The organism is Vibrio sp. 2304, assembly GCF_033339475.1.
GTDB lineage: Bacteria > Pseudomonadota > Gammaproteobacteria > Enterobacterales > Vibrionaceae > Vibrio > Vibrio alginolyticus.
In genome coordinates this window covers 951,897-973,188 of sequence record NZ_JAWOUQ010000001.1, presented here as the reverse complement: position 1 = coordinate 973,188, position 21,292 = coordinate 951,897, and the positions used below count along the sequence as shown (strand labels likewise).

Below are 21,292 nucleotides of genomic sequence, written 5' to 3'. Positions count from 1 at the left end.
CTGGAGAATACTCCAGGCTTTTTATTCACAAGACGTCAATTAGTTGCTTGGTGCAGGACAAATGTCACAGTCTGCAGAAGCTGTATTCGTCGCTTGAGTATTATCGATTTTCAAGAAACCAACCGCTGTCACAGTATCACGGAAAGATTGTGTTTCTGCATTGCTAAATGCCGTTGGGATATAGCTACCAGTATAAGACTGACATTGTTCCGAAGCGAGTTCGATATTATCTACCACTTTCACGTCATCAGAAGTATCCTCAGGCGTACCTGAGTCATCCACAACAGAAACATTCACTAAAGTAAGTCCAGGCGTTGTGTTACATACCATTCCCGAGAAGCTCACTTCTGCAATGATACCGTTTTCAGTAAGTTTGAAGCCGCTTTCACATGATTTCGTTACACTAATCATTGGAGACAAGCTCAATGACTCACATGGATCACTTGCTGTATCAGTAATGGTCGCTTGACCACCCGGAGTCGCAGCTGCTGTGACTCTTACTGTATTAGTTAGACCGTTATTTGTACTTTCAAAACTGCCGCTGTATGAAGCACTGTCACCTGAAGCAATGGCACCTAAGCTATGTGTAGTACCTGCTTCTAAATCCTCTACAACAACATCGTATAGCGTACCAACACCATCATTAATCACGTCGCCGCTGTATGAGTAAACGTAACCATCTTCTGTATCATTCACGACCGCTTGATTACATGTTTTGGTGATATCAACACTACACAACTCAAAGTCACCAACCACGAAGTCTTTCAACTGAGCGGTAATACTGCTTGATGCTCTTGTTTCGGCTGCAAATGAGCTAAAACAGGTGTCTGTTTGTAGAAGTTCAGTAAGGTTTACACCACCTTCAAAGAAGGTTTCTGGAGGGAAGACATTTTCGACACCACTTTTTGGCGTATACGCCCATGGTGCAGGTGAGTCAGTTGTATTGGTTGAAGCACACACATCTTGCGCGCCCGGTGAACACAGTGCATTTGTCTTAACTTTCAAACGTAAGTTTGTCGCAGCACACTGACCATCTTGTGGATTATTGTTATCAGCTTTCGCACAAGTTGTGTCCCATTCAAGAACCAAAATTTCTGGCCCCTCATTTGCCCCTTGCAAATAATTCACCTGAATCAAAAGGTCGCCAGCAATATGTTGACCAGTGAATGTACCGTCTGGGTTTGTACTGACTGAGTCTTGATAAAACCAAAAACCTAAGAAGGCATCACCGCTGTTACCAAAGCGGTCTGCACCAAAGGTGAGTACTAGGTCATTATTAATGTTGTATGCCGCTGCATACGCATGAAGAATATCCCCTTTATCAAGTACCGTCCCAGTCTTCCAACCGAGTTCTGGTATGTCTTTGATGTCTTTATTACCACCAGTAAAGATTGTATCCGGTGTTGCCGTGTCATTCTCAAAGCTAAATACTAATGCTCCACCACTGTTTGGCGGCGTTGACCAGTCATCTGGAGCTCCCACTCCAGAGTCATCTATCGCATTAGCATTTGCTTCTAACTCAAATACGCCATCTGTTGGTGTTGCAAATGCAGAGCTACCTATTAGCAAACTTGTAAATATTGCATAAAGAAAGCTCTTCATCGTATGCCAGATACCTGACTTACAAGAATTCATAACCTACTCCTTAGAACGCTTCTAAAGCTAGACGAAGGTCCCTATGTCATTAATTGCCTTTTAAGAAAGAGTGAAAGCGAGATACAACTTTCGTTTCGGCTTGTATAACGCATAGAGCATGCCACTACTTAAGGTTATGATTTTATTAAACTAAATATTTTCAACAGCGAAGAGAATGAACAGAGTGTTCAATTTTAAAGAAAGAGAAAGAAAACAAAAGAGACAAAAAAACCTACGATAACAAAGATATATACGTGTTCTAGGATAATGTTACAGATTGACACTTTATTGTTTACACCTGTGACAGGTGCACAAAAACGACGGTATTGAAACTGTCCACTATGAATATGAAATAGACGCTTACTCACCTGTTCCAACTAATGTGAAGGTGATGTGTAACACCTGTTTGCATAGTGTTACATCCTTTACACATCTAATTGAATACTCATTTAACTAAAACATATTCAGTAGTTTAGCGAATAAGTTTTAGCTCAACCATTTATGAAAATATAAACAAACTGTTCACCCCTCTGTACAAAAATAAAAAATAACCAACAAATACAAAAGGTTAAATATGGAACACTCTATGCTAGTCAACCGACGCAGTTTAACTCTGTGAGAAAACTATCACGTATGTGGGCTCAAGGACGTAGCGAGCCCACTTACACAAGGAGGTTTTATGAAAACCATATTTAACTCTTGGTGGGGCAATAAGAGTTACCGTTGTTCCACTTTATGTAGCCAGAATATACTTACAGCGATCAATATCAGCAGCATGTTTAAGCTGTTTACTTGGGTCATAGCGGTTAGCTTAGTGCTGAGCTCTCAAATTGTTTACGCATCCGCTGGCGACCCTTCAAGCCGAGGCGTGCAACCAATATTTGTTGAAGGGAATAACACCTGTCAACAATTACTTCCAGGGATCGATGGTTTGATAGAATACAAGCTTGAGCCAGTTACAGACGGCACTTTCGGTGATGGCATGCTTGAAGTGGTTATTGATCAACAACCTGGGGCAAAAACCTTCAGTTGGGATCAAGGTGATAGCCCTGTGATTATGCAAGCTATCTTCGTAAAAGGTGGTCCTGACGGAAACCTATATAACTACTTCACAGATGGATTATTGTATCAAGATGATGCCTTGCTGCATTCACCTGTAGGGAAAAATGGTAGATACTATGGCTTAAGTCATATTTCATTCTGTTACACACCAGGCGTACCAGACATTAAAATCACTAAAACTTGTACATTTGGTGATGTTGTCAATGGTAACACTTTGAAATACAACTATAAACTCACTGTAGAAAACACCGGTGACTTTGCATTGTATGATGTTGTGGCAACAGACACTACAGCCGTTGACAACGATATGGCTGCTGGTGACCATGTGTTCAATTTAGCGATGCTCGCCGTTGGACAAACGCAAGAGTTTAATGGTTCGTTTATTATTGACCAAAACGGTATCACTAACTATGCAGAAGTAAGCGCAGCACTTGAAACTGGTGGTGGTGTTGCGGTTTCTGACAACGCAGATTGGGAATGCCCAAGCCAAAACATCCCTGGTTCATTGTCTCTAGAGAAAGACTGTAGTGTCGTCGTCGTGAATCGATTTGAGGATACTGGTATTAATGAATACGGTCTTCAAGTCAATTACAGTGGTAGTGTATGTAATACCTCCGATGTCACCATTGACGGCATTGTCGTAATCGACAACAAAGACTCGAATCCAATCCAGGTTGGTATGCTTGCGCCTGCTGAGTGTTACGACTTTACTGGTAACTACGAGCCAATCCCAGGAGATGGTGAAGGCCTTCCATTACCGGGTGAAGAAGTCAGAGCGTTTACAGATACTGTGGATGCGAGTGGTGAAACTATCTTCGGTAATGTTGTCGTAGAAGCGATAACAGCGTCTGCAGAATGTACGCTATGTCCAACTTGTCCAGAGCCTGTTAACTGCCCTGAATAAGGTCTACTTACAACTTAATAAAACAACGCCTGACGTTAACTCGTCAGGCGTTTTCTTTCGAACTATATCGTTCTATTTATTCTTACCTTTCCCATTGTTACCAGAGTTGCCAGAATCGCCACCAGCTGAGGACTCTAACTTCACTGAGACCTGAGCGGTCGAGCTGCTTTGACCATCACCTATGGTATAGGTAAAGCTGTCATTATTTTTGAATTTCTTCTCAGGTGTGTAACGCAGGGTGCCATCTGATAACAGCTCTAGTCGCCCCTTACTTGGTCTAGTAAAAGAAACCACGCTTGCAGAGTTTTGCTCTCCAACAACATCGTTTGCCATCACATCGATAATCACCGACTGTTTCGAAGACATAGTCACCTGATCATCAACAGCAACGAGCTCTGGTGATGGCGAGATTTCATTGGTTACAGAGTAATTCACGGATGCTGCGGTTTGCAGACTTGAGTCTTCTCCGTGCGTCACGATCATCTTCAAAGCATAGTCTTTATCACTAGCGTCAACCGAAGATACGACTGATATCATTACTTGTCCGGTTCCACCTGCTGCTAGCGTGATTGCATTGCTGCTTGCTTTCCAACCAGTTGGCACTGACGCGTTCACAGAAAAACTGCTCGCTGAACAATCTGCACTATCTTTGTTAGTAATAGTGGCCTGATATTGAACCTCATCGCCGGCTGCAACCGAGTGGCTTGTTGCAGCTTTCGCAGTCACTGATGGAGCATTAACAGTACAAGTCCCGATATTACCGTTGTCAGAGTCGTCAAAGACAACGCTTACTTCGGCGATGCCGTTCGCTGCACTCACCAAACTCAATGTTACACCTGAGTCTGGGTCAGTATAGCTACCACCGACCGGCATAGATGGGTCAAACCAGTCATTTCGGCCAAAAACCGCACGATATTCAGAATCAGTTTTAAAGTGAAGCAGATTACTGCTGCGCCCATCGCCTTCTACAGCGCTTCGAATGATGATGCCATCCGTAACGTCCCCACGATAGAACGAGTAAGAACGAGCATCTAAAAAGTCGTCAAACCCAATAGACTGGCGGTATTCAATGTAAAACCATTTTTTTGCACCTGTAGAAGGATCAGTACCACGAGGTACTTTTATCGTAACTGGCTGAGCACTAGTCGTCTCGTAATTCGCGATGGAGTATGTACCATTTTGAGTAACTTCCAGTGTCTTTGAAGCGTGCTCTCCCTCTAGCCATCCTAGTCGCTCGCGCTGGAAAGTATTCAAATAGCCGATGTCTGGACCACCCATTACATCATAGGTATCACCGTATTCACGCAACGTACAGTTGTCTGAAAGCGTATGCTCGCCACAATCAAGAGCACGAGAGTGATGCAAACCAAAGTTATGTCCAAGCTCATGAGCGATATTCATCGGAGAAAAATCACCATTGATGTGCGCGCGTGAAGGCATGCCATCAATAGTTGCGGATCCAGCGACACCACATGCCGTTTTTGTCATCAAGTAAACAATACGATCGTACTCTTCAAGCTTCACTCCCGCTGCGATGGCTTCTTGATCCGCTGCATCTTGAACAGCGGTAAAGTCACAAACCTGATTAGACAACGGTAGATTAAACCAACCCACGACTTTCCCAGACAGCCACATTTGATCAAAAGAGCTTTCACGGTAGAAGTCATTGACTGTACCAAAGATTAGATTATTTGCTTCTGACAAAGTTAATGGCTGCTCATTTGGGTTTTCTTTGAAGTTCAGCAGGATAACCAATGTATTTTGCTGTCCCGTCGTACTTCCTGCTGCACTGGCGTAATGGATGCTCTGTAAACAAGCGAATATTACTAATAAAAATGACAACCCTTTATTTAGGATTGTTCTATTTATTTTAATATTTTTTATCACTGCTTCACCTAATTTTAATTTAATAACGAGTTCACCTTCCCGCCAATATAAGCAGAAATGGTAGGGTAAAATAATATAAATTTTAGGAAATAAAATGCCCTAGCCTATAAAGCCAAATATGTTCCTATATACATCAACATGGTTATAAAAGGATAACCACCAAAAATATAAGAGCCGGAATCATAGCAAAGCAACCGGTCAAAATTCAACCAGAGTGATAAGTAATTTAGGTTAAGTTTGTGTAATAATAAATTTATCCATTTTTGTCAGTTACTTAAAATAATCTTATGATTGTTTTATATGAACAGCCTTTGTATTCAACAATGACTTTAATAAATCACTTGCACTACAGCCAATTTAAATCATTAAAAATCAAACAATTATAAATTTAACTAAAACAATCTCAATTTCATCGCATAAAGTTATAACCTTTAAATTCATTAACTTAATAGCGAGTCATTCTAATAATATACCTCAACAACTCATGAGTAATATTATCCATCTTTAATTGTTAAATTTATGTTAAATTAAATTGGTGAAAGTTTTTTGCTCACCTAGTTTTATACTCGATTAAAAGACAGACTGAGCGATACAGTGCAATATCAACTAGAGACATATAGAGAAACAAGCAGGATATATGCACAACTTTATTTTCAATATTGAACTAAAATCACATTGATAATATAACGCTATAGATAGCAATTCAGGAAAACCTGTTAAAGAGTGATTAACTGATAATTGAGGTTGGTATTTGTACAAAAATTAATTATTCAATAATAAATGTGTATTAGAATAGTTTGACAATACCAGATAGTAAAAAACCGGCACAAGGCCGGTTTTTAGAAATAGTGGAGGCGCCTCCCGGAGTCGAACCGAGGTCCACGGATTTGCAATCCGCTGCATAGCCACTCTGCCAAGGCGCCTTTCTGATTTTGTATCTCTGTCACCAAAGATTTTGATGGTGCCCCGGGCCGGACTTGAACCGGCACAGCGCGAACGCCGAGGGATTTTAAATCCCTTGTGTCTACCAATTCCACCACCAGGGCAACGCAATCATGCGATGGGTTAGACACCATCTGTCTCAGCGGCCTTTGCCGTGAGAACGAGGCGTACTTTAACGGATTAATTTATCTGGTCAACAAAAAATTAGTCTTTTTTATTCAAATGGTTAAAAAGCCAACTCAAACGAACAAAGGGCGATCATTTTGCTCACAAGAACATCAGCATGCTTTGCTCTCGTTTACTTTGCTTCATCACTTCATGTCAATGAGGAATCGACAAGTCGCACAAATTGGCAGTATGGGTATAAACTTAACTCGTACTGCAGGGGACAAATAAGCGCTCATCATGTTTCGAAAGTCATCATTTCAATTACCGCTACATACTGATTCCGAACTCGACTTCGTAGTGCCCTACTTCTTCCTTAGTGAATTTGATTATGCACGCTCTCTGGAGCTGGGAATCATCGAAGACTTGGATCCTGAATATACACACCAGTATCGCGTCACACTAAGGCGCATACGCTCACTATGCGTACTACTTCGCGAACTGATACCTCCTTTTGAACTGAGTATTTTGAAACCTCATTTAAAAATAATGATGAAGAAAACAAATAAGCTGCGTGATTTGGACGTATTTATCTTGGGCAAAAAACAATACATTGAAATGCTCCCAAACCACAAATCGTCTCTTGAGCAGCTTTTTGGCTTTATCGAAGCCGAACGTGCTTACGAACAGGCAAAAGTTACGCGTTGGCTAGCTACAGAAGAATACACAACGCACTGCACTTTGGTCAGGAATAGTCTGCTGCGAAGTACGCAACACGAACGAGTGGATAGCAACGTACCTGCGTTACTCTTCGCAAGCCAAAAAATCTCCGATCAATTTAAAAAAGTTGATAAAGCACGACGCAAGATCTCGGACAAAAGTCGTGACAGTGTGATTCATTCGATGCGGATAAAGTGCAAAGCGCTGCGTTATTTGTTAGAAGGATTTTCCACGCTCTATCCTTCCCAACAGCACAAAAACAACGTGAAACAACTAAAACTATTGCAAGACAAGCTCGGTGACTTTAACGACACTTCAAGTCAAATTGAATTTTTCGCACAACTCAAAGAGACAGCAAATCTCAATAAACAAGATCGTAAGGCTTTGAAAAAGCTAATTAACGTACTTAGCGAACATCATGAACTCTCTCGCCAAACCATCTTGACGCATTTAAGCCAGTTTGAGTCTTTCATTCGCGATACCAATACACAGAATCTCTACCGACCCTAAATCAAGGTTCACGTATTTTTAATATTCATTAATTACAGTCAACCGTTAGGCTCCACTAAGAAAGTTAACGTGAAACCATTAAAACGATACCAATACGAGCGCTATGCGGTGCTTTGTAATCTCGCCTACCCTCGCGTCTTCAGGCAAACTCAATACGGGTTCGATCCTAATGGGCAACGAGTCATTAGAAATGAACACGGTAAGATTATGATTCGCGTGCTCTGGAGTAAAAAACAGAGTGAAGTGGTCGTAGTGATTAAAGGCTCACACAGTATCAGTGATTGGTTGTTGAACTTCGCGATGTGGACGAGAAGCTGTCGAAGGTTGGGACTAAACTATCGCATTCACGCGGGTTTCTATCATCTGTTATTCCAAGAAAGTTTACCGAGCCGGAATGAAGATCGGTTAGGGTTGACCGTGATCGAACGCCTCGAAGGTATCGTTGTACCGCTCATTCTTAGGGGAAAAAGAATCACTATTACTGGCCACTCTTCAGGTGGCGCGATTGGCAGTGTTTTTGCTGACTATATTGAGAAAAAATACCCAAAAAGCATTAAACGCGTGGTCACTTTCGGACAGCCCGCTGTCGGGGATTGGACGTTTAAGAAACGCTACCGTTTGGGGCACAAAACATACAGGATTTGTTGCGACATCGACATCGTGACCTTTATGCCGCCCGTACCTTTTTTGTATTGGCATGTAGGCAAAATGCTATGGTTATATAACGGGAGAATATACGAGAACACCCCAACGCTCATACGGCTTGGGCGCTCCTTATTTAGTTGGTTAATGCGACCGTTCTCTTATCACTTTATGAGTAAATACATTCGCGACAAAGACTTTTTTGATGAACGCTGAGTTAAACATCCGAAAGGTCTGACGTACAGACACGAAAAAGCCGGACTTCGCCGGCTTTACGATTAAGTGGTGATCTACAGAGAGGCAATTTCTTTTTCAAGTTGATATTTGTTATCTGTGACAATTCGCTCTAACACTTCAACACGTCGCTTCAAGTCACCAATTTGCTTGTTAAGGTTATCTTGTTCTTCTCGGCTCATCGTATTACGTTCAGATATCTCCAATGCTCTTACTTCTTTACGATGGTTCAAGATTAACTTTATTATCCCGCCCCCAAATATGGCACCGAACACAATAGCCACAACCAATACATCAGCAATAGATTCCATTCTTTATCTTCCTCTAGATTATGCTCAAATATAAGTTACTCATTTGTCGAATGAATATCAAATAACACATTGATTCATTGAAAAGTTTTATTAAGAATTGCCTACTCTGTATCAAAATCACAGGAATGGATTATTCAACGCCAACCCAAACCGAGACAGATCCGCCGTTTACTGGGAACTCAGCCCAACCATTCGCATCAGTCCAAACTTCTTCAGTTCGGATACCCAACTTGTCTACGTAGCGAGCACTTGGTTTACCCGTATACATCCACTTCGAGCCGCCAGGTCCATCACTCATGATCACGGCCATTGAATGTGGATGCTTTGCATCACCTTCTCGAGTCCAACCAATTACATCCCAGTGGTCGAGATAAGAATGTTGTTTGCCATACGCATAATCTTTACGCAGTGTTACTAGCTCTTCAATGTAAGGCACTTTGACCATATTGATGTCATGCCCTTTATCACTGTACTGCGCGCCGTAGTAATCTGCATAAAACACGGATGGATAACCTTCTTCACGCAATAAGATAAACGCGTAAGCGAGCGGCTTGAACCACCAATCAACGGTTGATTCCAACGCCTGCAAAGGCTGAGTGTCATGGTTTTCTACTAAGGTAACCGCTTTGACTGGATTGTCCTTCATCAGCGTACCATCCATGATTTGACGCATATCGTAGCTACCACCCGATTTAGACGCATTATAAAAGTTCATATGTAACGGTGCATCAAACAAAGACATGCTGCCAGAGGTTTTGGTGATAAAGTTATGCAGCTGATTCACATCGTAGTTCCAGTACTCTCCGACCGTGAATAGTTCTTTCCCTGTTTTCCAACGTAGGTGATCAATCCATTCTTGCAGGTATTGATATTTGATGTGCTTCACCGCGTCCATTCTAAACCCATCAACACCAGTCATGTTGATATACCACTCACCCCAGTCTTTAAGTTCTTTCTTAACTTCAGGGTGATCCATGTCTAGATCAGCGTACATAAGGTAATCGTAGTTGCCTTTTTCCGAGCTCACTTCCCAATCCCATGCCTTACCCTCACCTTTGAATTTGAAGATAGCTTTTTCTTCGCCAGCATCGTCCCAGTCCACGCCATCAAAGTGGTACCACGTCCAATGAAAGTTTGAGTACTTATCGTTGCGCCCAGGGAAATCAAACTCTACCCACGCTTCAATCCATTTATCACCAAGTTCAATATTTCGGTTGTTCCAATCTACTCGCTTGGTATCAACCCAAGACTTTCCATCCGCACCACCGCGATGGTTGAACACCACATCGCCATAAATCTGGATATTGTTTTTATGGGCAGCATTGATGGCGCTTAGGTACTGATCTTTGGTGCCATACTTGGTGCGCACCGAACCTTTTTGATCAAACTCTCCCAAATCGTACATATCATAAACGCCATAACCGACGTCGTTGCTACCACCAGCACCTTTATAGGCGGGTGGTAACCATAACGCAGTAAAGCCGTTATCAGATAGTGCCGACGCGTTGTTTTCAACTTGTGTCCAGAGTGCACCGTCATTTGGCACATACCAATGGAAATACTGCATCATGGTGCCATTTTGTGCCGCCATTGCAGGCGAACTGAGCAGCAAAGTTAAGGGTAAAAGTGTAGGTTTAAGGTTGAATGTTTTCATTATTTTTCTCTCACGTTATGGACTAGAATCCTCCTTTCTGCATATACGCACCAAGCGATACTAACTATGACGCTAGCTAGGTTGCTGCCTGTAATACAAAAAGTTCGGATTACAATCGAAGAGAAACTATCACCAATCACACTATACAATTATTGAGTTGTCTAACATTTACAAAATCAATGATTAGCGCGTTAAAAATATTGAATGGTGATCAAAACATGGGAGACTTTAGGAAAGCGCGAAGGGTTACGAAAAGGCGGACTACAAACGAAAAAAGCCAGTCATTTAAGACTAGCTTTCGAAATAGTGGAGGCGCCTCCCGGAGTCGAACCGAGGTCCACGGATTTGCAATCCGCTGCATAGCCACTCTGCCAAGGCGCCTTTCTGATTTTGTATCTCTGTCACCAAAGATTTTGATGGTGCCCCGGGCCGGACTTGAACCGGCACAGCGCGAACGCCGAGGGATTTTAAATCCCTTGTGTCTACCAATTCCACCACCAGGGCAACGCAATCATGCGATGGGTTAGACACCATCTGTCTCAGCGACCTTTGCCGTGAGAACGAGGCGTACTTTAACGGATTAATTTATCTGGTCAACAATAAATTTTATCTTTTTGATTTAAGTGCTTAAAAAGCGATCTGACTAGTACATTTGGCATTCAATTAGACCAATAAGCACCCGTTCCCTTTCATTGTCTATTAAGTCATACGCATACTAGTGCCCGTAACTGCTTCGAGGTAAACACGCGACTATCACGTTATGAACGCTGATCTTTTCACCGCTGTAACATCTGTAACAATTTGATTCCCTACTCTTGGCACGACTGCGTACAGAACATCATATTTTGTTACCGATAACTTTATATCGAATGTGGTCGTACCTTTATAAAATCATTGACTTTTTTTATTTTCAAACAAAGCTCAATTCATTATCGAAAATATCAATAAATAATGGTACGTTACACGAGTTGCAGTAATTTAATGGACATATATCACATATAAGGATGTGGTTTACTTTGGCGACACAACATAAGAAAAACAAGGTATATCACTAATGTCTATCAAGAATCTTTCTATAGCGAAAAAGATATCGCTATCGTTTTTACTCATTGCCATCGTCAACATTGCATTTGGCGTGTTTTTATCTACAGAGCTCAAAAGCATCAAATCTGAGCTTTTAAACTATACCGATGATACGCTTCCTGCAATGGAAAGGGTCGATTCGATTCGAGACCACTTGTCTCGCTGGCGCCGAGCTCAATTTGCTGCGTACACTTATGAAGACGCAGACCAAGTCAAAACTAAAATTTCTAACAATATTAGAGAACGCGAAAAGATCACTAGAGAGCTCAACGCTTACGGTGAAACTATCTGGCCTGGCGAAGAGCAGCAAACTTACCAGCGTCTTATGCGTCAGTGGAAAAAGTACTTGGTTACTATGGACCAGTACAATGAAGCGATGCTAGCTAACGACAAAAGCAAGGCCCACCCTATTTTGGCGAACTCTTTGTCTGCTTTCGAAGCGGTTGACTCAGAGTTAGGCGAACTAATCCGTCTCCTTAAAGAAGCTATGGATAGCAACAAAACTCATATCCTGTCCTCTGTAAATGGATTGAGTAATTCTTCAATTGCAAGTAACGTGATTATTCTACTGATCATGGTAGGCATGACATACGTGCTGACTCGCCTAATTTGTGGCCCACTTAAACTTGTTGTTGAGCAAGCAAATGCCATCGCGACAGGTGATCTATCAAGTGACATTGACCGTAAAGCAATCGGCAATGACGAGCTTGGTGAACTGGCAGACGCGACCACTAAGATGCAAGACGACTTACGCCAAGTTATCGATAACGTGATTGCTGCAGTTACTCAGTTAAGCAGCGCTGTCGAAGAAATGAATCAAATCTCCGATATTTCTGCGTCTGGTATGAAAGATCAACAGCTGCAAATTACGCACATCGCAACAGCAATGACAGAAATGAAAGCGGCCGTAGCCGATGTTGCTCGTAACACTGAAGACTCAGCGAACCAAGCTAACGAAGCAAACCGCCGCACACAACACGGTGTTCGTGAAACCCAAGGTATGGTTGACGCGATTCAAGAAGTTTCAAACGTAATTGGCGCTGCAGGCGATACCGTAGCAGAGCTTGAACAGCAATCGAATAAAATTAACGTGATCGTGGATGTTATCCGCGACATTGCCGATCAAACCAACCTACTTGCACTTAATGCAGCCATTGAAGCGGCGCGTGCTGGTGAGTCTGGTCGTGGCTTTGCCGTCGTTGCAGACGAAGTTCGAACTCTTGCCGGCCGTACGCAAGATTCAACGAGTGAAATCACTTCGATCATTGAGCAGCTACAATCACTTGCAAAAGACGCAAAATCAGCCACTGAACTTTCTAGAACCAGTATTTCAGAATGTGCAGAACAAGGTATTCAATCAAAACAGCTGATGAGCGACATTGAGCATTCGATTTCGGACATCTCAGACATGGGTACCCAAATCGCCACGGCTTGTAACCAGCAAGACTCTGTTGCGGAAGAGCTTAACCGCAGCATTGAAAACATACATTTGGCATCTCAAGAGGTCTCGCAAGGTTCGGAGCAAACCGCACAGGCGTGCCGCGAACTAAGCCAGCTATCCATTTCTCTTAAAGATGTAATGAGCCGCTTCAAACTGAGTTAAACTCAGTGGATACCTTAGTAGATACCAAATCAATCCCGATTTGCTTAAATAGAATGTCATCACTGAGGTATATTTAGGTATATATTCAATCACTATCTTAACAAACGCTCCAAAGCACCACTTGGAGCGTTTTACTTCGTCAGGTACTTTCCCCAAGTACTCAATAACATAACCGATACAAAAAACGCGTACGGAGACTTTATGCGCTTAAATAAAACCTTACTATCACTGACTATCGCTGCTGCAATCGCGGTTCCTGTAATGCAAGCTACTGCTGCTCCTCTTCAAATTAGCAATACAGCAGCAAAAGCAGAGCAAGTTCAAGGTGCTAACGCTTGGCTAGAAATAAACTTAGGTCAGTTCCGCGATAATATTGAGCAGTTTAAATCGCACATGGATGGCAAAACGAAAATTTGTGCCGTGATGAAAGCCGACGCATACGGCAATGGTATCGCAGGCCTGATGCCGACTATTATCGAGCAACAAATTCCTTGCGTTGCCGTTGCAAGTAACGCCGAAGCACAAACTGTTCGCGACAGTGGCTTTAAAGGCCAACTTATGCGTGTACGCTCAGCGGATATTGGCGAGATTGAAGCCGCAATCGACCTAAATGTCGAAGAGTTGATAGGCACAGCAGAGCAAGCTAAAGCACTGTCTAAACTAGCCGAGAAAGCTGGTAAAGAAATCAAAGTTCACCTTGCTCTGAACGACGGTGGTATGGGACGTAATGGTGTTGATATGACGACAGAAGCGGGCAAGAAAGAAGCGCTAGAAATCGCTCAACAAGCTGGCGTTAATATTGTTGGTATCATGACTCATTTCCCTAACTACAATGCAGACGACGTGCGCCAAAAGTTAGCTTCATTCAAAGACAGTTCTGCATTGCTGATTAAAGAAGCGAATCTAAAACGCGACAACATTTTACTGCACGTAGCAAACTCTTACACCGCGCTTAATGTTCCTGAAGCGCAGCTTGATATGGTTCGCCCTGGTGGCGTTTTATACGGAGACCTACCGACTAACCCTGAGTACCCTTCTATCGTGTCTTTCAAAACACGCGTGGCATCCGTTCACCACCTGCCAAAAAATAGCACAGTCGGTTACGACAGCAGCTACACAACAAGCAAAGAAAGCTTAATGGCGAACATTCCTGTTGGTTACTCTGATGGTTATCCACGAAAAATGGGGAATACGGCAGAAGTTCTGATCAATGGCCAACGTGCAAAAGTTGCGGGCGTTGCTTCAATGAACACCACAATGGTAGATGTTACAGGTATCAAAGATGTTGAGCCTGGTTCTGAAGTTGTTTTGTTTGGCTCCCAACAAGGCAAAACGATTTCAGCTGCTGAGATGGAAAAACACGCAGAAGTCATCTTCCCTGAACTATACACGGTTTGGGGAAGCGCGAACCCTCGTGTCTACGTAAAATAAACCTATTCAGTTATTCGTAACAGAGCGAAAAAGCGAGCCTCGTGCTCGCTTTCTTTCTTATTTACTAATCTGTACTAGCTCGTGATGTTATCAATTAAACAGAGCTTACTATTTCTGTTGTTTTAATCTCCTTTAGCACTACCAAGTGCGACTCTCTACACTCTGTTTCTTAAAGCCGCTTGGATGGCTCATTTTTATATAGCACTTAGTGTTTGAAAGCCTCTCTAATTGATGTTAAACATGAAGTTTACAAAAGAATAACAAACACACTCGTATGGCACTGCCCCTTTGCCTGCTAGCTAGGTATCTCTATGACAGAAAATACTCAACATCTTCAACGCTCCTCCGCTGAGTTGCACGAATTTAATCGGCTTGACGTCTGGAACGGATTCACCCAACTTTTACCCCTCTCTATGTTCGTGGTCATATTTGGCCTCGCTTTCGGTGTTGCTGCCGTACAGACTGGACTAGATGTATTTCCCACTATGTTGATGAGCACACTGGTCTTCGCCGGTGCTTCACAATTTGCCACGTTAGAAATGTGGGGAGCAGAAGTCCCTCTCATTCCAGTTCTTATTACTGTATTTGCTATTAATGCTCGTCACCTCTTGATGGGAGCCACACTTTATCCATGGTTACGACAACTCCCACCAACAAAACGTTACGGTGTAATGCTGGTTGCATCAGACGCTAACTGGGCAATGGCACTCAATGCATTTGGTAGAAAAGAACCAGGCTTTGGCTTGCTTGTTGGTGGCGGCTTAGCGATGTGGTCTTTTTGGATTGTGGGCACCTGGATCGGCATTTATTTTGGTAGCGCAATCAAAGATCCGGTGGGCCTCGGGCTCGATATGGTTATGGGATGCTTCCTGCTGTCTATGGTGGTGGCCGGGCCGAAAGACTTAAGAATCTTTTCTATTTGGGCCATAGCAGCAGCCTCTTCTATGTTGGCGTATTGGTATTTGCCAGAGAATAGCCACGTAGTGGTTGGCGCCATTACTGGCGGAGTATTGGGTGCTTGTTGGAAGGAGAAGAAAGCATGAACATCGAAACAACCATAGGTGGCACACTGCTTATCATCATCGCTATGGCGTTAGTCACGCTCATAACCCGCTGGGGCGGAGTGTATGTTATGTCATTCATTCCAATTAGCGAACGGGTTCAACGTTTCATTACTGCGATGTCAGGCTCCGTACTGGTTGCCCTTTTAGCTCCGCTAGCAGTAGAGGGTGATAATGGTGCTAGAGCAGCACTGTTTTCTACTGCTGTTGTCATGTTCATCGTGAAAAAGCCTCTACCCGCAATTGCAGCAGGCATCATCGCCGCCGCCGCAGTACGTGCTCTTTAGTCGTTGTTTCAAAGCCGATACCAGTCATCAATAAAAGACCCAAAACACAAAGCCCTGATGTCACGAGTGTCATCAGGGCTTATCTTATGCTCATCATTTTAACGATGAACAACGATTATTAATCATGGTGAGACAGCACATCACGCACAGCAGTTACAATTGCGCTTATATTTGTCCATTTTACCAATACCAGGGTTAAAGGTATTGGTTGGGTCTAATTCGTGGTAAAACTTCTGCAACGAGTTTTCGGCTTCATACAAGTGACCCACGTTATGTTCTGCTGGGTATTTGGCACCACGGCTATTGAGGTGCTCTAGCATCAGCTTTTTCATCAACTTCGTGTCAGTCCCTTTTTTGAAAATGTAATCTTGATGGAAGACGTAACACATAAAGTGACCATAATAGAGCGCTTGAACAAGGTTCTTACTTACCTCTTCAGGCAAAGTTTCTAGCCACTCTTCATCATTACGTCGCAAAGCGATATCAAGTGCAACGATGTCTTCTACGTCTTTTCGGTGAATCGTCTCGTAACGAATTGCTGCACCTGCTGCTGCAAAGCGATGTAAATAAGCTTTTTTACCCTCTTCCGGCGTACACTCGAAGAAATCACAGTCGTCTTCAACAGCCCAAACTTCTTTGAGGTATTTTTGTGCTTCAGCAATACCACCATCACTCATTTTCAATACCAGGTGATGCTCATACTTGTCACGGAAATCCAGCATTCGCTCTGGTAAGTGTTGTGGGAACAACTTGCTCGCGTAGTACAAAATGGTGTCTGGCAGATATTTACTGACAAACGGGATGCGCTCTAAGAAGTTTTCTACCTTAGCTTTAAGTGCGAACATTTTTGGCAGCTTATCTGTGCCTAACAAGTCGATGGATAAGAACACATCCTTGCCGTACTTCTCTGCCATGTTGAAGATATCTCGATGCAAGTATTCTCCCATCTCAGGCAAGTTATCAAACGTAGATAAGAAGTCTTTTCGCAACTTCGTTAGTTTCGCAGGGTCATTGGTGCCAAGGTAAAAAACCTGCTCTTTTTCGGGTACTGGGTAGCTGTCAACCCGAACGGCAAAAACACCCAACTTGCCAGCGCAGCCACTAGCTTCAAATAATCGGCGTTCATCGGCATTAAAGCGAGAAGGAATGTCAGAAGTCACGTCTCGAACACGTTCATCGTATTCTTTGTCTGACGCCATTCGCTCATCATGAATGATCTTCGCTGGGTCAAAGTTCCCTTCTTGCAGGTTTGTTAGAATTTCTTCTGGCGTTTCACCTAATCCTTCAATACCAAGGTGGTTCACCAAATGTAACTGGCCTTGCTTATCCACCTGCGCATAGATCGCCAGTTCCGTATAAGCAGGACCACGCTTAACTAGCGCACCGCCTGAGTTATTGGCGATACCACCGACCACAGTGGCACCTAGCGATGAAGAGCCGATGATAGAATGCGGTGCTCGGTTCACTGCCTTCAACTCTTTCTCCAAAGAGTGTAAGCTCGCACCAGGCAAGCAAACCGCCTGCTTACCACCATCTAATAAGTGAATCTTCTTGATTTTGGTAATATTGACCACAACCACATCGCGATCATAATCATTACCACTCGGAGCCGAGCCCTCTGTTAAACCTGTTTTAGCCGCCTGCATGATAATGATGCAGTTTGCTTCAACACACTGTTTAATAATCTTCCATTGTTCTAGAAGAGTGTTAGGAAACACGATAGCAAGCGCATTACCACTACCCGAACGAAACCCCGAGCGGTAATATTTCGTTTTAACCTCGTCGGTTAGAACATTTTCTTCCCCAACGATGGTTTTAAATTCTTCAATCAGCTGCTTTTGTTTCATATCCGTATCTCTAGTTATTGTACTTCGCTCACAACACCGCTTAGCGGCAGGCATAGCGTTTGAGCCACTATAAGCAGTCCATTTCTCTGCGTCTATGTCAGACGGGCGAGCAATACGTAATCAATAAACAACAAACAAAATAATTCTTTATTTTTCTGTCACTTATCTTTCACATTTGAGAAATTTAACGTAAGAAACAGACCGTTTCTTAAAAGAAACAATAGCAAAACCATTTGTTAACAGTTGTGCGGGGTATCTTGTTATCAATATTAGTGAAGAAAACGAGGAGAAGCGTAAGCCCCTAAATTTAAGAGGATTCTTAGAAATGAAGATGGAAACATAAGCTCAACACCAATATAACGATCGGTGTTGAGTTATTGGCTTAAAATCGATGGTTTTGACTTTGAAAGCTTGAGTATAGATGATCGATAAAGATCTTAATTTTTTCTGGTTGCTGACGAGTGTAGGGATACACCGCATAAATACCCAAACATTTGGCTGTTTCGTCTTTAAATAACTGAATCAGACTGCCTTGTTTTAAGTCTTCATAAACCAATACACGCGGTACATAGATGATTCCCTGCCCTAACAGCGCTACATTTCTCAATACAGAAGAATTGTTGGTACAGAGGTTACCGTCGACGGTGATTTGATATACCTCGTCTCCATCTTTAAACGCCCACTCATGCGCTCCGGTTTCTTGGTAGGAATAGACTAAACAATTGTGTTTAGCCAAGGCTTGAGGTTGTTTAGGTATGCCATGTTTAGCTAGGTATTGGGGTGACGCGCAAATGATCCAATTCGCATCCACCAGCTTTCTTGCAATCAGACTAGAATCTGGCAACACACCCGTTCTAATTGCCAAATCAAAACGTTCATTCACGATATCGACGAAACGATTATCTAGATCCATATCGATATTGATGTCTGGGTATTTCTGATTAAATTCATTAATCACTTGAGGAAGAATTAATTCACCAGAGATAGTAGGCACCGAAATTTTAATGTGTCCAGATAAGTTTTTACCTAAACCCACAATGGATTCTTCCGCAGTTGCCACCGCTTGATAAACCGCTTTTGCATGAGTAAAAAACGCTCGTCCTGCTTCAGTCAACGTTAGCGTTCGCGTTGTTCGGTAGAGAAGCTGTACACCAAGCTCTTGTTCAAGCTTGGCAATGCGTTTACTGACGACCGATTTGGTCAGTGACATATGTCTCGCGGCAGCACTGAATGAACCTTGCTCGATCAAGTGATAAAAAATGATGTAATCGTCGGTATTTCTCATGCGTCTTCGTCAAATCCTTTGGAAGCCCGTATTGTAAACTGAAATTGGCTGAGGTGCGAAACATCGGGTCACACTTAATATCAGAAACTCGTGACAGAGATGGGGTTGCTAAGCTCACAGGTAATGAAAAAGAGATGGTATGAATTTATCAGTCTTCAGATACAAAAAAACCAGCTTTCGCTGGTTTTAAGTTGATGCACTTGGCATCGAGATACCGCCATGGCCATATCTGAATAATTTGGAGCGACACACGAGGTTCGAACTCGTGACCTCAACCTTGGCAAGGTTGCGCTCTACCAACTGAGCTAGTGTCGCATTTATTCTCGAAAGCCATTCACTCTCAAAAGAATAATGGAGGCGCCTCCCGGAGTCGAACCGAGGTCCACGGATTTGCAATCCGCTGCATAGCCACTCTGCCAAGGCGCCTTTTTATTACGCTTCAGGGCTCTACCCCGTTGCGTTGGTGGCTACTTTACGGATTGAGAGAAGATAGTCAAACAAAAACATTTCATTTTCTGTTCGTTTGATTTCTTTTAAGTCAATTCGACCAAAGTTCGATCTTATTGGCTTAAAACGAAGCAATATAAATCTCGCTTTCAGTTCGTTTTGTCCCATGAAACATTAAGGCGTTTAATAGTTGCTGACCCTTTTTAGCAATCTTCCCACAACATTAGGGTGATAAGACCAAGTGTGATCAAACATCGACATTAATGCAGGATTTCCGTATTTCGATAAGCTAATCGCGTGAAAACGGTTTTTCTTCGCTTTGAGCGCATCCACTTTGGCCAGTAACTCGTCTTGTTGTTTTGGCGCGATAAAGTCGGAAATGACTACCATGTCTGCGTTTTTATATCTATCACCGCTCATCAAGTCGATAGATTTAATCAAAGTTGGCTCTAAGTCTGTACCACCATGGAAGCTATAAGTTAGAAAGTCCGCCGCCTCGCGCAGACCATCTTGTTTGGTTAGTTCGTAGGTAATGTGTTCCGTAGAAAAAATAATGACATAGCAATCACGTTGCTCCGCTAGTGCGATTTGCATCAGAGCATAAGCCATGGCTTTGGCGCATTGCTCAGGAAAGCCACTCATGGAACCGGACGCGTCCACACAAACAATGAAGGGGCCTTTTTCGATATCTACCGCTTTATGGTCAGGTCGGTGAGCTTTAACTTTACGTAACGTGCGCGATTTGCCTTGTGTACGATAGTTCATGAGCCGTTTATCAACTAAGTGTTTATAGAACACAACTTCAAGTTCAGGATACGCCAAAAACATCGTTTCGTTGGGAAGTAGCTTATTTAGATCATCGCTTTCGTGAATACCGACAATATCATCCGTCGCCTCATCACTTTTCTCTTCGACCAATTGAAGTTCTTCAGTGGGCGCACGATTTAGTTCAGGATCATTTACTTGCCCCGCCATACGACCGAGTTGCTCCGCAATTTCTTGCAAGCCTTGGTGCTTCTTCAGAAACTCAGCATGGCGCTTCATCACCGTTAAGTCTGTTTTACTCAACTTGGCAGATGCCATATCCCACAGGCGCCCTACACTTTCAGCGTCACCCGACTCCGTGACTTTATCCATATTACGCATGGTTTCCATACGTTGATACAGGTCATTCAGCACCTTTTCTTTATTGGCTTCAAGCTCGCTTACTTGCGCTTGTTTTATAGCATCGGTGAGGCTTTTGTACCATTGATCACAAAAGTAATGAGGGAACATAGGGTTATTCATCCCTTTGTTCTTCTCCATCATTCGGCGAGCTTGCATGTAAAACGCAGAGTGCCATTCCAGCTTTTTAATCACATCTTCGATGTTTTCAAAAAACGCCTCTTCATCCCAGTGAATGACCTCTTGATATAAAGACAGCTCTTGTTGGAAACGCTCTGTCTCACATACCTTGGTGATCCGTTTTTTAACGCTGCCTCGCCACTTTAACAAGTGACCTTTGACCGAAGATTTAACGCCTCGGTTTTCTGCCATCATCATGACTTGTGAACGCGCCATCAAATCATTAACTGCGCTATCGATGATGCCGGAGTCGGCCACCATCAGCGCGAGGTTAAGTCCGTCTGCACCTAGCATGTCG

General features: G+C 43.0%; 14 protein-coding genes and 6 tRNA genes. 7 read left to right on the top strand and 13 right to left on the bottom strand.

Going from position 1 to position 21,292, the window contains the following annotated elements; translation table 11 throughout:
- Positions 1 to 39: 39 nt before the first annotated feature.
- On the bottom strand, positions 40 to 1,635 hold the full coding sequence (locus tag R7P64_RS04360; protein ID WP_318118454.1) for a DUF11 domain-containing protein: 1,596 nt from the start codon (positions 1,633 to 1,635) through the stop codon (positions 40 to 42).
- 679 nt (positions 1,636 to 2,314) lie between these two features.
- Here R7P64_RS04360 and R7P64_RS04355 point away from each other — a divergent pair.
- Positions 2,315 to 3,601, top strand: a complete 1,287-nt coding sequence (locus tag R7P64_RS04355; protein ID WP_151515534.1) for a hypothetical protein — start codon at positions 2,315 to 2,317, stop codon at positions 3,599 to 3,601.
- A 72-nt stretch (positions 3,602 to 3,673) separates the two neighbouring features.
- Here the strand turns inward: R7P64_RS04355 and R7P64_RS04350 are convergent, their stop codons facing one another.
- From R7P64_RS04350 to R7P64_RS04340, 3 genes are all read right to left on the bottom strand, one after another.
- Positions 3,674 to 5,356, bottom strand: a complete 1,683-nt coding sequence (locus R7P64_RS04350) for an Ig-like domain-containing protein (RefSeq protein WP_213972901.1) — start codon at positions 5,354 to 5,356, stop codon at positions 3,674 to 3,676.
- 981 nt (positions 5,357 to 6,337) lie between these two features.
- Positions 6,338 to 6,411 (bottom strand) — tRNA-Cys (locus tag R7P64_RS04345).
- A 36-nt stretch (positions 6,412 to 6,447) separates the two neighbouring features.
- Positions 6,448 to 6,534: transfer RNA gene (locus R7P64_RS04340), tRNA-Leu, on the bottom strand.
- Positions 6,535 to 6,835: 301 nt separating this feature from the next.
- Here R7P64_RS04340 and R7P64_RS04335 point away from each other — a divergent pair.
- Together R7P64_RS04335 and R7P64_RS04330 are read left to right on the top strand one after the other, a co-directional pair.
- Entirely contained in the window at positions 6,836 to 7,765 is a 930-nt protein-coding gene (locus R7P64_RS04335) for a CHAD domain-containing protein (protein WP_167416011.1), read from the top strand.
- 69 nt (positions 7,766 to 7,834) lie between these two features.
- Entirely contained in the window at positions 7,835 to 8,623 is a 789-nt protein-coding gene (locus R7P64_RS04330; protein ID WP_005375991.1) for a lipase family protein, read from the top strand.
- A gap of 74 nt (positions 8,624 to 8,697) precedes the next feature.
- On the opposite strand, the gene R7P64_RS04325 is transcribed toward R7P64_RS04330, so the two are convergent.
- From R7P64_RS04325 to R7P64_RS04310, 4 genes are all read right to left on the bottom strand, one after another.
- The gene (locus tag R7P64_RS04325) at positions 8,698 to 8,952 is read right to left on the bottom strand and encodes a hypothetical protein (RefSeq protein WP_005375990.1); all 255 of its coding nucleotides are present in this window, start codon (positions 8,950 to 8,952) and stop codon (positions 8,698 to 8,700) included.
- A gap of 130 nt (positions 8,953 to 9,082) precedes the next feature.
- Positions 9,083 to 10,606 carry an alpha-amylase gene (gene amyS / locus R7P64_RS04320; protein WP_318118453.1) on the bottom strand — a complete coding sequence of 508 codons (1,524 nt, stop codon included), beginning with the start codon at positions 10,604 to 10,606 and terminating at the stop codon, positions 9,083 to 9,085.
- A gap of 307 nt (positions 10,607 to 10,913) precedes the next feature.
- Positions 10,914 to 10,987: transfer RNA gene (locus R7P64_RS04315), tRNA-Cys, on the bottom strand.
- A 36-nt stretch (positions 10,988 to 11,023) separates the two neighbouring features.
- Positions 11,024 to 11,110, bottom strand: a tRNA-Leu gene (locus R7P64_RS04310).
- 550 nt (positions 11,111 to 11,660) lie between these two features.
- Between R7P64_RS04310 and R7P64_RS04305 the strand changes: the two genes are divergently transcribed.
- The 4 genes from R7P64_RS04305 to R7P64_RS04290 all read left to right on the top strand — a co-directional run bounded on the left by R7P64_RS04305 (position 11,661) and on the right by R7P64_RS04290 (position 16,071).
- On the top strand, positions 11,661 to 13,292 hold the full coding sequence (locus R7P64_RS04305) for a methyl-accepting chemotaxis protein (protein ID WP_005375988.1): 1,632 nt from the start codon (positions 11,661 to 11,663) through the stop codon (positions 13,290 to 13,292).
- 201 nt (positions 13,293 to 13,493) lie between these two features.
- Positions 13,494 to 14,723, top strand: a complete 1,230-nt coding sequence (alr, locus tag R7P64_RS04300) for an alanine racemase (RefSeq protein ID WP_318118452.1) — start codon at positions 13,494 to 13,496, stop codon at positions 14,721 to 14,723.
- Positions 14,724 to 15,034: 311 nt separating this feature from the next.
- Entirely contained in the window at positions 15,035 to 15,766 is a 732-nt protein-coding gene (locus R7P64_RS04295; protein ID WP_031781397.1) for an AzlC family ABC transporter permease, read from the top strand.
- Positions 15,763 to 16,071: an AzlD family protein gene (locus tag R7P64_RS04290; RefSeq protein WP_005375985.1), complete on the top strand. Its 309-nt coding sequence runs from the start codon at positions 15,763 to 15,765 to the stop codon at positions 16,069 to 16,071. The genes R7P64_RS04295 and R7P64_RS04290 overlap by 4 nt, the downstream gene beginning before the upstream one ends.
- Before the next feature lie 140 nt (positions 16,072 to 16,211).
- On the opposite strand, the gene dld is transcribed toward R7P64_RS04290, so the two are convergent.
- The 5 genes from dld to viaA form a co-directional block, all read right to left on the bottom strand.
- A complete protein-coding gene (gene dld / locus R7P64_RS04285) occupies positions 16,212 to 17,918 on the bottom strand; it encodes a D-lactate dehydrogenase (RefSeq protein WP_053303669.1) in 1,707 nt (568 codons plus the stop codon).
- 382 nt (positions 17,919 to 18,300) lie between these two features.
- Entirely contained in the window at positions 18,301 to 19,203 is a 903-nt protein-coding gene (locus R7P64_RS04280) for a LysR family transcriptional regulator (RefSeq protein WP_053303670.1), read from the bottom strand.
- 239 nt (positions 19,204 to 19,442) lie between these two features.
- Positions 19,443 to 19,518, bottom strand: a tRNA-Gly gene (locus R7P64_RS04275).
- Positions 19,519 to 19,555: 37 nt separating this feature from the next.
- A tRNA-Cys gene (locus R7P64_RS04270) sits at positions 19,556 to 19,629 on the bottom strand.
- A 204-nt stretch (positions 19,630 to 19,833) separates the two neighbouring features.
- Complete coding sequence (viaA, locus tag R7P64_RS04265; RefSeq protein WP_318118450.1) at positions 19,834 to 21,288, bottom strand: ATPase RavA stimulator ViaA; 1,455 nt, start codon at positions 21,286 to 21,288, stop codon at positions 19,834 to 19,836.
- Between the last annotated feature and the right edge of the window lie 4 nt (positions 21,289 to 21,292).